We start from the raw sequence: 13,729 nt of genomic DNA on the forward strand, positions 1-13,729 counted from the left end.
TTACCCCGCGGTAACACTCAGCGCCGGAACAGCTGAAAAGTGCTGGTCGACGGTCAGCACCGTGACGTGATGCTTACCGGCCAACGTCGCTATGAGAATATCTGACAGGGGCAGGTTGGTACCCTTGCTGCGCAGCCTGGCGGCAAGGCGGCCGGCTTCAATCCATAGCCCTGCAGTCAGTTCCAGGACGGGAACTGACTGAAAGGCATCGAGAATGGTATTTTCCTCTTTGGCGCCTTTAATCCCCTGCAGTAATTCATACAGCACCACGCCACAGGTCACCACCGAACCGTTCAGCAGCGCCTGTTCCACGGCCGTAGCGAGCGGAGTCTGTCTGCCACGGAAAAAATCGATCCAGGCGCATGTGTCGGGGAGAACGCTAGGGGTTGCCATAGCGCTCACGCTCTTCAGCCGCCGCAATTTCCAGTTCTTCCTCGCGCTGCCAGTCGTAATCGATCTGCACCTTGCCGCGTAACGCCAGCAAATCCTCCATCCGACGCCGACGCACATACTCTTCCATCACGGTCACAATGGCGCCGGTCTTGGACTTCTGCCCGGAAAGCCTCTGCACCTCCGATATCAACTCATCTGGTATGTTCAGTGTCGCACGCATACAATACACCTCCTGAATATGCATCGATTGTATGCTTCAACATGTAACAAGTCAACCGGCCTAAATATCCAGGTTGGAGACATTCAGTGCGTTCTGCTCGATGAACTCACGGCGCGGCTCCACTTGGTCGCCCATGAGGACGGTAAAGACGTTGTCCGCCTCCACGGCGTCCTCTATCTTCACCTGAAGCAGGGTCCGGTTGGTAGGCTCCATGGTGGTCTCCCAGAGCTGCTCCGGGTTCATCTCTCCCAGACCTTTGTAACGCTGAATGGAGAGCCCTTTCTTGGCCGTGTCCATATAGAAGCCGAGCAGATCGAGACCTATGGTGGTACTGAACAGCTCTTTCCCCTCACCGGACACCACGGCGCGGCCGTTGCCGAAAATCTCCCTGACCTTGCGGTGGCTCTCCCTTAAGAGCCCGTATTCGTAGGAGGTGATGATGTTCAGGGCATGATGGTCAAGAGCGTAGCGGAGGTTCCCCAGGCGCAGGATAATCCGGTGGTCGTCGAGGATGCTGTACTCCGCCCCCTTATAGGCCTTGGCCAGACCCACCAGATACGGGTGGATTCCCTCCAGATCTTCGATATCCTTGATGCCGAGACGGAGGCAGAGGCGCACCACCTCCTCGTTGATCCCCTTGCGCGTCACCTTGTCCAGCAAGGTGCGATACTCCACCATCTGTTTCAAGAGCGGGATGATCTGCTTGCCGGTATAGCTCTTGCCGCTCTCTTCCAGGAGCAGGGTGGTCTCTTCGGTCCCCTCTTCCAGCAGGTAGTTCTGCATGGCTGCTTCGTTCCGCAGGTAGAGCTCCTTGCGGCCGCGCTTGACCTTGTAGAGCGGCGGCTGGGCGATGTAGAGGTGCCCCCGTTCGACGATCTGCGGCATCTGGCGGAAGAAGAAGGTGAGGAGCAGGGTGAGGATGTGGGAACCGTCCACGTCGGCATCGGTCATGACGATGATCCGGTGGTAGCGGAGCTTGGCGACATCGAAGTCCTCTTTGCCGATGCCGGTGCCAAGGGCGGTGATCAGGGTGCCGATCTCCTGGGAGGAGAGCATCTTGTCGAAGCGCGCCTTCTCCACGTTGAGGATCTTCCCCTTGAGCGGCAGGATCGCCTGGAATTTCCGGTCCCGGCCCTGTTTGGCCGAGCCGCCGGCCGAATCGCCCTCGACCAGGTAGAGTTCGCAGAGTGCCGGATCTTTCTCCTGACAGTCGGCGAGCTTGCCGGGAAGGTTGGATATGTCGAGGGCCCCCTTGCGGCGGGTCAGTTCACGGGCCTTGCGGGCCGCTTCCCGTGCCCGGGCCGCATCGATCGACTTGCCGATGATGTCCCTGGCAACCTTCGGATTCTCCTCCAGGAAGACCGCCAGTTTTTCGTTCATCAGCGACTCAACGTACCCCTTCACCTCGGAGTTGCCCAGTTTGGTCTTGGTCTGCCCCTCGAACTGGGGCTGGGGAATCTTGACCGAAACGACTGCCGTCAGCCCTTCCCGCAGGTCCTCGCCGGAAATTGCCACTTTTTCCTTCTTCAAGAGCTCGTTGGCAGTGGCATAGGTGTTCATGGTCCGGGTGAGCGCCGCCCTGAAGCCGATCAGGTGGGTGCCACCCTCATGGGTGTTGATGTTATTGGCAAAGGAGAACAGCTTTTCGTCGTAGGAGTCGTTGTACTGGAGGGCAACCTCGATGTCGACGCCGTTCTTTTCGCCCCGGAAGAAGATCGGTTTGGGATGCAGGCCGTTCTTGTTCCGGTTCAGGTATTCCACGAAGGAGACGATCCCCCCCTCGTAGTGGAAGTCGTGGTGTTTCCCCTCTTCCCGCTCGTCGGCAATGGTGATCCTGACCCCGGCGTTCAGGAAGGCCAGTTCCCGCAACCGTTGCGACAGGACATCAAAGGAGAAGTCGGTGGTCTCGAAGATGGTATCGTCGGGGAGGAAGGTGATCTTGGTACCGCGCTTTTTGGTCTCCCCCACCTCCTGCAGCGGGGTGAGCGGGTCGCCGCAGGCATACGACTGGCGAAACAGTTTGCCGTCACGCCGTATCTCCAACTCCAGCTTCTTGGAAAGGGCGTTGACTACCGAGACCCCGACGCCGTGCAGACCGCCGGATACCTTGTAGGAGTCGTTGTCGAACTTGCCGCCGGCATGGAGCACGGTAAGCACGACTTCGGCGGCCGAACGCCCCTCGGTCGGGTGCATGTCGGTGGGGATGCCGCGGCCGTTGTCGACGACCGTGACCGAGCCGTCCAGGTGGATGGTGACGTTCACCTCGTTGCAGTAGCCGGCCAACGCTTCGTCGATGGAGTTGTCGACAATCTCGTAGACCAGGTGATGGAGCCCCGGGCTGGCGGTCGAACCGATATACATGGCGGGCCGCTTGCGGACCGCGGTCAGCCCTTCCAGTACCTTGATCTGTTCTGCACCGTACTCGCTATGCTTTTCGTCAGTCATTCATTCCTCGCTGACTGACCTCGCCCCCGTTTACCCGATAGACGGCGCTATCGCCGGCAATGGCCGGCAGGGTGGCAAGGTCAGTGGTTGTCATAAATACCTGGATCTGCCGCTGTGTCAGAAATTCCAGAAGATGTCCCAGCCGGTTTTTGTCCAGTTCCGATGTCAGGTCGTCCAGGAGCAGTACCGGCGGGAAGCCGGTGTGGCAGCAGGCGTTCTCTATTTCCGCCATCTTCATGGCCAGGATGAAGCTCCTCTGCTGTCCCTGTGATCCATGCTGCTTGAGCAGGATGCCGTTCAGAAAGAACCTGAGGTCGTCCCGGTGCGGGCCGGCCAGGGTTGTTCCCCGCTGCCGTTCTTCTTCGCTTCTTGCGGTCAGCGCGGCACGGAGTGCCGTCTCGCACCCCTCAACCGTGTCAGGGTTCTGACAAGAGTCGGCATAATAGCACAGGTAAGCCTCTTCGTCACTACCGGTTATCTGTTGGTAAAGTCTCGTGAAAAATTCAGCGAGCTCCCGGACGAAAGCTGCTCGCTTCCTGACCAGCTGTGCTCCGGCACTGATCAGCTGTTCGCTCCACGCATCGAGCGTCGCGAAAGAGCGCTGACGCAGGAGCGTGTTCCGGTTCTTGAGTATCCGGAAATATTCGCGGTGACAGGCCAGATAGGTCGGATCGACACTGAAGACAGCCCGGTCCAGGTAGCGGCGCCGTATTTCCGGATTACCCCGGACCATGAACAGCTCTTCCGGAGAAAAGGCAATTACGTTCAGGACGCCGAGAAAGTCCTTTAGAGTCGTTGTTCCCTTCCGGTCCACCTGCACCCGTTTCCCGTGGGGCTCTATGACGAGTGCCAGTTCGCGCTTTAACTGCCGGCTTTCCACCATTCCTTTCAGTAGGGCATGTGGGCGTTTCCAGGTGATGAGTTCCGAGTTTTTTGCCATCCTGAACGACTTAAGGGTACCCAGGAGAAAGATCGCTTCAAGGATATTGGTCTTGCCCTGCGCATTGGCCCCGACCAGGACGTTCCAGCGCCCGGCACAGTCGAGCCGCACCTCGGTCAGGTTTCGGAAAGCATGTATGGCTATTTTCTCGATACGCATGGGTGGACACAGAAAAGGCCCCGCCGTTCCAGTGAGGCCTCATCCAAAGTGAAATCCGGCAAACAGGTCTAAAGTCGCATCGGCATGATCACCGCCTGGAAACTGTTGCCGTTTTCGGTTGTTATCAAGGCAGGTGACATCTCGTCCCGTAGCTTGAGGACCACGTTGTCGTCTGTCAGGACGTTCAGGACATCGATCAGGTAACGGGCATTGAATCGGGAAATGAGAGCCGGCCCATCGTAGGATACTTCAAGCTCTTCCCGGGCCTCTCCCAGTTCCGGGTTGCTGGAGGAGATCTCCATGACCGAACCGTTGATGTCGAACTTGATTCCTTTGAAGCGTTCGCTGGATAGGATTGCCATCCGTCGCAGGGAATGGTGCAGTCGGTCGCGATTGACAGTGACCTCTTTGTCATTTTGGGCTGGAACAACGCGTGTGTAGTCCGGAAATTCACCGTCAACCAATCTCATGACAACGACCGTCTGTTCTTTTCGGATAGCGGCGTTATTATCCATGAAGCCGATCAGTAGTTCGTCGTCGCCTTCGTCCGCCAGCTTCTTCAGCTCCAGCACCCCTTTCTTGGGAAAGATGGCGCCATTGGCCAGTTCAGGAGGTACTGCCCCTTCCACTTCACGTTCGGCAATGGACAACCGGTGACCATCGGTGGCGACCATTCGGATTACGTTCCGTCCGTCTTCGCTGGCAGCCTTCACAAAGATGCCATTGAGATTATATTTGGTCTCGTCCTGGCAGATTGCGTAGGAGGTCTGTTCTATCATCTCCCGGAGAAGCGGTGCACCGAGCCTGACGAAGGACTCTTCGATGACCTTTGGAAAACGGGGAAATTCATCCGGTGAAAGGCCGACCAGATTGAAACTTGCCTTGCCGCACTTTATATCGACCCAATCGTTTTCGCGGGTGGAGAAACGGATATTTTCATCCGGTAGCTCCCGGATGATCTCGTACAGTTTCTTGGCCGAGACGGTGATGCTTCCCTTGGTGGTGACTTTTGCTGCGTAATTGCTCCGCATTCCCACTTCAAGATCGGTCGCCGTTACCTGGATGGCGTCATCTGTTGCATCGATCAGGACGTTGGAAAGAATCGGCATGGTATTCCGTTTTTCTACGATCCCCTGAATTTTTTGGAGCGCCTTGACAAAGGTATCCTTGTCGATAGTGAATTCCATGGCATACCCTCCTTACTGTTAGTATAAAAAATAAAAAAGCTTTTATTTAGTAATAGTAGTAGGTCCTGTTGATATGTTGACAGAACTTGCAATTACCGAAACATGCTGCTTTTTTTCTTTGTTGTTCATGTGGCGAACTGTCTTGATAAGTTCTTTTCTATCAACAGCTGCTCGTTGTTATCAACAGCCGCGGCAGGTTATCGACAGGTTATTCCGCTCAGTTCAACAGGTCATGTTTAAGCATGCGGAGGGTTTCTGTCAATGCCGGGTCAGCAGCCAGCAGGCCATCGATCTTTTTGACCGAATGAATGATGGTCGAGTGGTCCTTACCGCCGAATTTTTCACCGATTTCCGGGTATGAGGCCTTGGTCATGTCCCGACAGAGATATATTGCTATCTGTCGCGGTACCACCAGGGCTTTCAGCCGTTTTTCCGATTTAAGGTCGCTTATTTTCAGCTTGTAGTGGTCGGCAACATGTTTCTGGATCATTTCGATGGTGATTTCCTTTGACTTGTCCACAATGATATCCTTGAGAATATCCCGGGCCATGTTCAGGGAGATCTTGTTCCGGGTCAGGCTGGCATAGGCGCCGAGGCGTACCAGCATTCCCTCCAGTTCCCGGATGTTGCTCGAGGCACTGGAGCCGATGAACAGCGCCACGTCGTCCGGGAGCTCGATGCCGTTCAGTTCGGCCTTTTTTTTCAGAATGGCGATCTTGGTTTCTACGTCAGGGGGTTGTATATCGGCGATCAGTCCCCATTCGAAGCGGGAGCGTAGCCGCTCCTCCAGTCCCGGTATTTCCCGGGGGAATTTGTCCGAGGTGAGGATGATCTGCTTGTGTGACTCGTACAGGGAGTTGAAGGTGTGAAAAAACTCCTCTTGGGTGGCCTCTTTCCCCTGCATGAACTGGATATCGTCAATGAGTAGCAGGTCCGCTTTTCTGAACTTGTTCCTGAACTCCTCCATCTTCTTGTAGCGGAGGGAGTTGATCATCTCGTTCATGAACTTTTCCGATGTGTAGTAGCAGATGCGGGCCTTTGGTTTGTTCTTGAGAATTTCGTTGCCAATGGCGATCAGCAGGTGGGTTTTGCCCAGGCCGACACCGCCGTAGATGAATAAGGGGTTATAGTTGGTAGCCGGCTTGGCCGCCACCGCCTGGGATGCCGCATAGGCAAACTGGTTGCTTGAACCGCAGACAAAGGTGTCAAAGGTATATTTGGGGTTCAGGTTGCCGTTGAGATTGGAAGCGATTTCCGCTTCCGCAGCAGGCACCGGTTCCTTTGCCTTGCGTGCCGGTTTCGGTTCGACCGGTGTAGCTTCATTGGAATCATGATCACTGATCAGTATTTCCAGCTGGTACTGTCGTTCGGCCAGGGAATTCACAGCTTCCTGGATCATGGAGAAGTATTTCTCCCGTACCCAGTCCTTAATGAATTTATTGGGAACCTGCAGGATAAACTGGTTGTTGTTGATGTGGGAAAACCGGATCGGCTTGATCCAGGTAGTGAAGGTTTGGGGCGTGAGCACCTTTTCAATATTGTCTTGGGCGGCTTGCCAGATGTTTTCCATGGCGGGACCTTCACTGAAACTGATTGGAGAAACCCTTTCCGCCGTGGTGTCTGTCGCAGTTGCCCGGCAGAAAGCCACGGAAGGTACACGGAATGGGTAAATGAGAAAAAAGTAACGATATGAACGTGTTGGAGAACTGTGGAGTTATTCACAGGCTTATCAACAGCTGTTGATAAGTGTGGAACGGCTGTTGATGGCGGCTTGCGGGCATAAATCCCATGTGCCGAAGCGAAGTGAGCCTAACAGACGACTTGGCAATTTGCAAGGAATTTCGTGTCCTGGTAGATGAAATAACTGTTGACAAAATAGAGCCCGTATGAATAATAAACTCCTTTTCCGACTTATTTAATCGCTTCAAGGAGCATGATCATGAAAAGAACATTTCAACCGAGCAATACTTCCCGTAAGCGGACCCACGGCTTCCTGGTTCGTATGGCAACCAAGAACGGCCGCCTGGTGATCAAGCGTCGTCGCGCTAAAGGGCGCAAGCGTCTCGCAGTTGGCATTGCCACCAAGTAGTCTTTCCTGCACCACCTGCTTCGGTCGACACGAGCGGCTGAGAAAGTCAGCTGAATATGCGCGACTGTCGGCTGTCGGCACCAAGGCCCGGTCTCCCCATTTTCTGGTCATACGCGGGCCAGTACACGGTGGGGGACCGCGCCTCGGCATAACAGCCAGCCGTAAGGTCGGCAATGCTGTGGTCCGTAACCGCATCAAGCGTCTACTCCGGGAATTTTTCAGGCTCAACAAAGGGCTCTTTGCCGGCGCCGACTATAATGTCGTGGCTCGACCCGGGGCAGGTGAGCTTGATTTTTCCGCACTCTGCAGGGAATTGGCCCATGTGCTTGGCCGCCGCTAAACACTCTTCCGTTATCAGACTGCTTGACAGGGGTCTGCGTACCTATCAGCTGTACCTCTCCCCCTTGAAAGGGGCAACCTGCCGTTTTTATCCATCCTGTTCCGAGTATGCCCGTCAGGCCCTGCAGCGATACGGCCTGCTCAAGGGTGTCGGAATGACCATTGCCAGGCTGGCCCGCTGTCACCCCTTCCACCGGGGGGGGTATGATCCGGTCAAGTAACCAACCACGGGGATAATCCATGGAAAAACGTGTTCTCATTGCTGTCGTCCTCTCCATTGCGGTCATGTACGCTTACTCGTACCTGGTCCCACAGCCTCCCAAACCGGTTTCCGGCCAGCAGGCGGCACAGTTGCAGCCAGCTACGGCCGCCCCGGCGCCAGTGCCGGTTGGCACTCAGAAGGAAATGCCCGCACCGTCGCCACAGCTTGTGCCAGCTGGTGCTGCGACGCAAGCGGCCCAGGATGTTACCGTGGAAACCGACCTCTACCGGGCGGTTTTCTCCACCAAAGGCGGGGCGTTGAAGCGGCTCGTGCTGAAACGGTACAAGGAAACGGCCGGCCCGCAGGGTAAGGACGTTGCCATGGTGGCCGAGGACAACGCTGCTGTATACCCGCTGAGGAGCAATCTGGAAGGGTTCCCTGTTGATGCCGGAACTGTTTTCAGCGTTACTGCCAGCTCGCTTTCGGTGGCAAAGGGCGAAAAAAAGGTTCTCGATTTTACTCTCACGTCTCCAACCGGTGTCGTGTTCCTGAAGAGTTACACCTTCAGCGGCGACAGCTATGCCATCGATCTGGTGCAAAAAGTCACCAATACCGGGTCCGCCCCGCAGTCTGGAACCGTCCAGCTCCTTCTGACCAATCATGCAGCCCCTCCCAAGGATGGCGGCGGACGTTTCGAGGTTTTCGGTCCGGCAACCCTGACAGCAGAGGGGGTCTCGTTCGATAAGATCAAGGAGCTGGACAAGGGGGAGAAGGCGTATCAGAAGGGGGTTCTCTGGACCGGCTTCGCCGACAAGTACTTTCTCGGCGCCGCCCTGGCTGTGAACAACAGCATTCAGTCTGTCCGGCTCAAAACTGTCGGCGGCTATATCGAGAACGTCATTGGCTCGGCCCAGCTGACCGCCAGACCCGGCGAGAGCTTGACTGTCCCGGTACGACTCTATTTCGGTCCCAAGGATCTGGACATTCTCAAGTCCCAGGGGAGCAGGCTGGAGGAGGCGATCGATCTGGGCTGGTTCTCGGCCATTGCCAAGCCACTTCTGTTCACGCTCAAGTTCTTCCACCGTTATCTGGGCAACTACGGCCTGGCGATCATTGTCATCACCGTGATCCTGAAGATCCTCTTCTTCCCGCTCACCCACAAGAGCTACAAGTCGATGAAGGAGATGCAGAAGCTCCAGCCGAAGATGCAGGAACTGAAGGAGAAACACAAGGACGACCGGGACGCCATGAACAAGGCGGTGATGGAGCTGTACCAGACCCACAAGGTGAATCCGCTCGGCGGCTGTCTGCCGATGGTCGTCCAGATCCCGGTCTTCTTCGCCCTGTACAAGGCGCTCATGTTTTCCATCGAACTGCGCCATGCGCCCTTTTACTTCTGGATTCACGACCTGGCCGGCAAGGACCCCTATTATGTGACCCCGATCATCATGGGTGTCACCATGTTCATCCAGCAGAAGATGACCCCGTCCCAGATGGACCCGGTTCAGGCGAAGATGATGCTGGCCCTGCCAGTGGTCTTCACCTTCATGTTTCTCAACTTCCCGTCGGGACTCGTGCTGTACTGGCTGGTGAACAACGTGCTCACCATCGCCCAGCAGACGTATATCAACAAGTCCCTGAAGGAAGCGTAGGCAGGAGATCAGATGTACATTGCGGATACCATAGCCGCCATCAGTACGCCGGTAGGGGAGGGAGGAATCGGGATCGTCCGGATATCCGGTCCCGACTCCCTTCCAATAGCGGAACGGCTTTTTTCGCGCAGAACCAGCGGTGGCTTTCAGAGCCACCGTTTTTATTATGGGGTGATCAGGCATCCCGATAATGGCGAGATACTCGACGAGGGGTTCTGCGTCTATATGCGGTCACCACACTCCTTTACCCGGGAGGATGTGGTGGAGTTGCACTGTCATGGCGGCTATCTGCTCGTGCAGAAGGTTCTTGCCTGCGTACAGCGCGAAGGTGCCCGGCTGGCGGAGCCGGGCGAATTTACCCGCCGGGCGTTTCTGAACGGGCGGATCGACCTGTTGCAGGCCGAGTCGGTGATTGACGTCATCCGTGGCAAGACCGACGCAGCCCTTGCCCTGGCGCAGCACCAGCGCGAGGGTCACCTATCGCGGGTCATTCACGACTGTCGGCAGCATCTGGTACAGGCGCTGGCTCTCCTTGAAGCGTATGTGGATTTTCCCGAGGATGAGATCGATACCTTTGACCTGAATCAGATCTCTACCCGTGTGACCGATTCCCATACCATCATCGCGCAGCTCCTGGCGACCTACGAAGAGGGGAGGGTACTTCGCGACGGTGTATCGGTTCTCATCGCCGGCAAGCCGAACGTCGGCAAGTCCAGTCTTCTCAATACCCTGCTCAAGGAGAAGCGCGCCATTGTCACTGCCATTCCGGGAACCACCCGCGATCTGATCCAGGAGGTGGTGAATATCGGTGGCCTGCCGGTTACCCTCATCGATACGGCCGGCGTAAGGGAGAGCGGCGACCTGGTGGAGCAGGAGGGGGTGCGGCTGACCCTGGAGGCGATACCCCGTGCCGATCTGGTCATCTTCCTGCTCGATGCCTCACGTCCCTTTGATGATGACGACCGGCAGATTCTGGCAGCCTTGGCCGACAAACGGTTCCTGACGGTATGCAATAAGACAGATCTGGCCCCAGTCATCCAGCTCCCCGACGAACTGGCTGCCTGCGGTACGGTCTCGATCTCGACCCGGACCGGCGAGGGGATCGACACACTCAAGGAGGCTGTTACCAACTCTTTTCTTCATGGGCATGCGGTGGACGGCAGGGAGTATGTGGCCCTTTCCAGGGCTCGGCACAGAGACGCCCTTGTCAAGTCCGCTGCTGCCCTGGTAAAATTCAGTGCCAACCAGTCAGCCAACCTTCCTCCCGAAATTCTGGCCATAGACCTGCGCGATGCCCTGGCTGCTGTTGGCGAGGTCACCGGTGAAACAACCCCGGACGAAGTTCTCGACCTGATATTCGGTCAGTTCTGCATCGGAAAATGATCATGTTCCACGTGAAACAATCGCTGCAACCCGTTGAGAGGCAAGGCATTACCACTGGTATACAGTGTATTTATAGTAGCCGTTGTGAAACGATGACTTTGCCGCAGGTGAGACGATGATACTCTACGATCGGACATACGATGTGATTGTTGTGGGAGCCGGACACGCCGGCTGTGAAGCGGCCCTGGCTGCCAGCCGGATGGGATGCCGCACCCTGCTCCTCACCATCAATCTGGATGCCATTGCCCTTATGTCGTGCAACCCGGCCATAGGCGGCCTGGCCAAAGGGCACCTGGTGAAGGAGATCGATGCCCTTGGCGGGGAGATGGGGCGGAACATCGACGCCACCGGTATCCAGTTTCGCATCCTGAACACGAGGAAGGGGCCGGCGGTCCGGGCGTCCCGTGCCCAGGCCGACAAGCAGTTGTACCGGCTGCGGATGAAGCGTGTCCTGGAGCATCAGGCGAACCTCGCTGTGAAGCAGGCTGAGGTGACCGGCCTGGTGGTGGCCGACGGCCGGGTGCAGGGAGTGGATACCAGGGCCAGGGTCCGCTATCAGGGAACGACGGTGGTGCTCACCACCGGCACGTTCATGCGCGGTCTGATCCATATCGGCCTCACCAATTATCCCGGCGGCCGGGCCGGCGATCTTCCGTCAATCGGTCTGTCCGATCAGCTGAAGGAACTCGGTTTCGCGGTGGGGCGTCTCAAGACCGGGACACCTGCCCGCCTGGACGGCAGGACCATCGATTTCAGCCGCCTTGAACCCCAATACGGCGATGACCCGCCGATCCCGTTTTCTTTTTCCACCGAGCGGATCGACCGTCCCCAGGTTCCCTGCCACATCGCCTATACCAATCCGCGCAGCCACGAGATCATCCGTGGCGGCCTGGACCGTTCCCCCCTGTATGCCGGGGTGATCGAGGGGATTGGTCCCCGCTACTGTCCCTCCATTGAGGACAAGGTGGTGCGCTTCCCGGAAAAGGAACGGCACCAGACCTTCATCGAGCCGGAAGGACTGGATACGGTGGAGTGCTATCCGAGCGGCCTTTCCACCTCGCTGCCGATTGACGTGCAGTGGGCCTTCTACCGCTCCATCGAAGGGTTGGAGCGGGTGGAGATCATGCGCCCCGCCTACGCCATCGAGTACGACTACGTCGATCCGGTGCAGCTTCACGCCTCCCTGGAAACGAAACCGATCGCCAGCCTCTATCACGCCGGCCAGATCAACGGCACCTCCGGCTACGAAGAGGCCGCGGCCCAGGGACTGATGGCCGGGATCAACGCGGCCCTGCGGGCACAGGGGAGGGAATCGCTGGTCCTCTCCCGGAGCGAGGCCTATATCGGGGTTATGATCGACGACCTGGTAACCCTCGGCACCCGGGAGCCGTACCGGATGTTCACCTCCCGGGCCGAGTACCGGTTGCTGCTGCGTGAGGACAACGCCGATCTGCGGCTGCGGGAGCATGGCCATGCCGTTGGTCTGGTGCCGGAAGAAGAGTACAGCCGTTTCCTGACGAAGCGGGAGCAGATCGCTGTTGAGCTGGAGCGGCTCCAGCAGCGGAAGCTGCTTCCTTCCGGGGCAGATACGGCCTTTCTTGCCGAGTTCGAACTGGTCGGGCTCCAGAACGCGCTCACCTTTACCCAGCTCCTGCGGCGGCCGGACATCGGTTATCAGGAGCTTGCGCGGCTGGATGCCGACTCGGCAGCGGTAGCGCCGCAGGTACGGGAGCAGGTCGAGATCCAGGTGAAGTACCAGGGGTATATCGACCGCCAGCTGGATCAGGTGCGCCGGCAGGAGAGGATGGAAGGGGCACGGATTCCGGTCGACTTCGATTACAGCGCATTGCCGGGCATCACGGCCGAGGTGCGGGAGAAACTGCAGCGGTTCCGGCCCGATACCCTGGGGCAGGCATCCCGCATCTCCGGCATCACCCCGGCGGCCGTCGCGGTGCTGTCCATTGCCCTGAAGGCGAGGAGCGGGTCATGACCGGCAGCTGGCAGGAGATCCTGGCTGCCGGGATGTCCGGCATGGGGCGTCCACTCGATGCGGACCAGATCAGCTGCTTCGCCCTGTTCGTTGACGAACTGAAGCGGTGGAACAAACGCATCAACCTCACGGCCATCACCTCAGACCGGGAGATTGTCGTCAAGCACCTCCTCGACTCCCTCACCCTGACATCCATTCTTCCTTCAACGGGACGGTTGCTGGACATCGGTTCGGGCGGGGGCTTTCCCGCCATTCCCCTTGCCATAGTCCTTCCCGGCCTTTCCATCACCTCGGTTGATGCGGTGGGCAAGAAGATAACCTTTCAAAGACATATCGGCCGGCTCCTGTCTCTCACCAACCTCACCGCCATCCATGCCAGGGCCGAAACCCTTGCCGATAGCGATCCGGGCGGGTTCGACTGGATCGTCTCCCGCGCGTTTTCCAGCATACCGTTGTTCGCCCGCCTGGCTCTGCCGGTCCTGAAGCAGGACGGCACCATCGTAGCCATGAAGGGGAGGGACGGGGAGCAGGAGGCGGCAGCCGCTGAATCCGAACTGGCCGAAATGGGACTCCGGGTTGACAGGGTGAATACCCTCCACCTTCCGGGCGACAACGCCACACGGACCCTGGTCCTTATTCGGAAGGACGGCAAGGGGCGCCCCTCCTGAGTCTGATCTGATGCTCATAGCCCAAAACGATCAAAAAGCATCATTGATTGCGTTTTGGTGTT

At 57.5% G+C, this 13,729-nt stretch carries 13 protein-coding genes; 7 read left to right on the forward strand and 6 right to left on the reverse strand.

Annotated features, from left to right (window positions below; translation table 11 throughout):
* The 6 genes from vapC to dnaA all read right to left on the reverse strand — a co-directional run bounded on the left by vapC (nucleotide 1) and on the right by dnaA (nucleotide 6,914).
* On the reverse strand, nucleotides 1-393 hold the full coding sequence (gene vapC, locus JN12_RS08205) for a type II toxin-antitoxin system VapC family toxin (RefSeq protein WP_170241872.1): 393 nt from the start codon (nucleotides 391-393) through the stop codon (nucleotides 1-3).
* A complete protein-coding gene (locus JN12_RS08210) occupies nucleotides 380-613 on the reverse strand; it encodes a type II toxin-antitoxin system VapB family antitoxin (protein WP_145020983.1) in 234 nt (77 codons plus the stop codon). The genes vapC and JN12_RS08210 overlap by 14 nt, the downstream gene beginning before the upstream one ends.
* 60 nt (nucleotides 614-673) lie before the next feature.
* On the reverse strand, nucleotides 674-3,058 hold the full coding sequence (gene gyrB, locus JN12_RS08215; RefSeq protein WP_145020986.1) for a DNA topoisomerase (ATP-hydrolyzing) subunit B: 2,385 nt from the start codon (nucleotides 3,056-3,058) through the stop codon (nucleotides 674-676).
* Nucleotides 3,051-4,157 carry a DNA replication/repair protein RecF gene (recF, locus tag JN12_RS08220; protein WP_145020989.1) on the reverse strand — a complete coding sequence of 369 codons (1,107 nt, stop codon included), beginning with the start codon at nucleotides 4,155-4,157 and terminating at the stop codon, nucleotides 3,051-3,053. The genes gyrB and recF overlap by 8 nt, the downstream gene beginning before the upstream one ends.
* Before the next feature lie 68 nt (nucleotides 4,158-4,225).
* Entirely contained in the window at nucleotides 4,226-5,344 is a 1,119-nt protein-coding gene (gene dnaN, locus JN12_RS08225) for a DNA polymerase III subunit beta (RefSeq protein WP_145020992.1), read from the reverse strand.
* Nucleotides 5,345-5,561: 217 nt separating this feature from the next.
* Nucleotides 5,562-6,914 (reverse strand): chromosomal replication initiator protein DnaA, encoded by a 1,353-nt coding sequence (dnaA, locus tag JN12_RS08230; protein ID WP_145020995.1) that lies wholly within the window; start codon nucleotides 6,912-6,914, stop codon nucleotides 5,562-5,564.
* Between the two features lie 369 nt (nucleotides 6,915-7,283).
* Here dnaA and rpmH point away from each other — a divergent pair, with 369 nt between their 5' ends.
* The 7 genes from rpmH (at nucleotide 7,284) to rsmG (ending at nucleotide 13,667) form a co-directional block, all read left to right on the forward strand.
* Nucleotides 7,284-7,433, forward strand: a complete 150-nt coding sequence (gene rpmH, locus JN12_RS08235; RefSeq protein ID WP_145020998.1) for a 50S ribosomal protein L34 — start codon at nucleotides 7,284-7,286, stop codon at nucleotides 7,431-7,433.
* Entirely contained in the window at nucleotides 7,420-7,773 is a 354-nt protein-coding gene (rnpA, locus tag JN12_RS08240; RefSeq protein WP_145021001.1) for a ribonuclease P protein component, read from the forward strand. The genes rpmH and rnpA overlap by 14 nt, the downstream gene beginning before the upstream one ends.
* Nucleotides 7,754-7,993, forward strand: coding sequence for a membrane protein insertion efficiency factor YidD (gene yidD / locus JN12_RS08245; RefSeq protein WP_145021003.1), 240 nt, complete (start codon nucleotides 7,754-7,756; stop codon nucleotides 7,991-7,993). Before rnpA ends, yidD begins: the two co-directional genes overlap by 20 nt.
* A 19-nt stretch (nucleotides 7,994-8,012) precedes the next feature.
* Nucleotides 8,013-9,626, forward strand: a complete 1,614-nt coding sequence (gene yidC / locus JN12_RS08250; RefSeq protein WP_145021005.1) for a membrane protein insertase YidC — start codon at nucleotides 8,013-8,015, stop codon at nucleotides 9,624-9,626.
* 12 nt (nucleotides 9,627-9,638) lie between these two features.
* Nucleotides 9,639-11,009 carry a tRNA uridine-5-carboxymethylaminomethyl(34) synthesis GTPase MnmE gene (mnmE, locus tag JN12_RS08255; RefSeq protein WP_145021008.1) on the forward strand — a complete coding sequence of 457 codons (1,371 nt, stop codon included), beginning with the start codon at nucleotides 9,639-9,641 and terminating at the stop codon, nucleotides 11,007-11,009.
* A gap of 115 nt (nucleotides 11,010-11,124) precedes the next feature.
* The gene (gene mnmG, locus JN12_RS08260) at nucleotides 11,125-12,999 is read left to right on the forward strand and encodes a tRNA uridine-5-carboxymethylaminomethyl(34) synthesis enzyme MnmG (RefSeq protein ID WP_145021011.1); all 1,875 of its coding nucleotides are present in this window, start codon (nucleotides 11,125-11,127) and stop codon (nucleotides 12,997-12,999) included.
* On the forward strand, nucleotides 12,996-13,667 hold the full coding sequence (gene rsmG / locus JN12_RS08265) for a 16S rRNA (guanine(527)-N(7))-methyltransferase RsmG (RefSeq protein ID WP_145021014.1): 672 nt from the start codon (nucleotides 12,996-12,998) through the stop codon (nucleotides 13,665-13,667). Before mnmG ends, rsmG begins: the two co-directional genes overlap by 4 nt.
* Nucleotides 13,668-13,729 lie beyond the last annotated feature (62 nt).

The sequence above is a fragment of the Geobacter argillaceus genome (assembly GCF_007830735.1).
Taxonomy (GTDB): Bacteria; Desulfobacterota; Desulfuromonadia; order Geobacterales; family DSM-12255; genus Geomobilibacter; species Geomobilibacter argillaceus.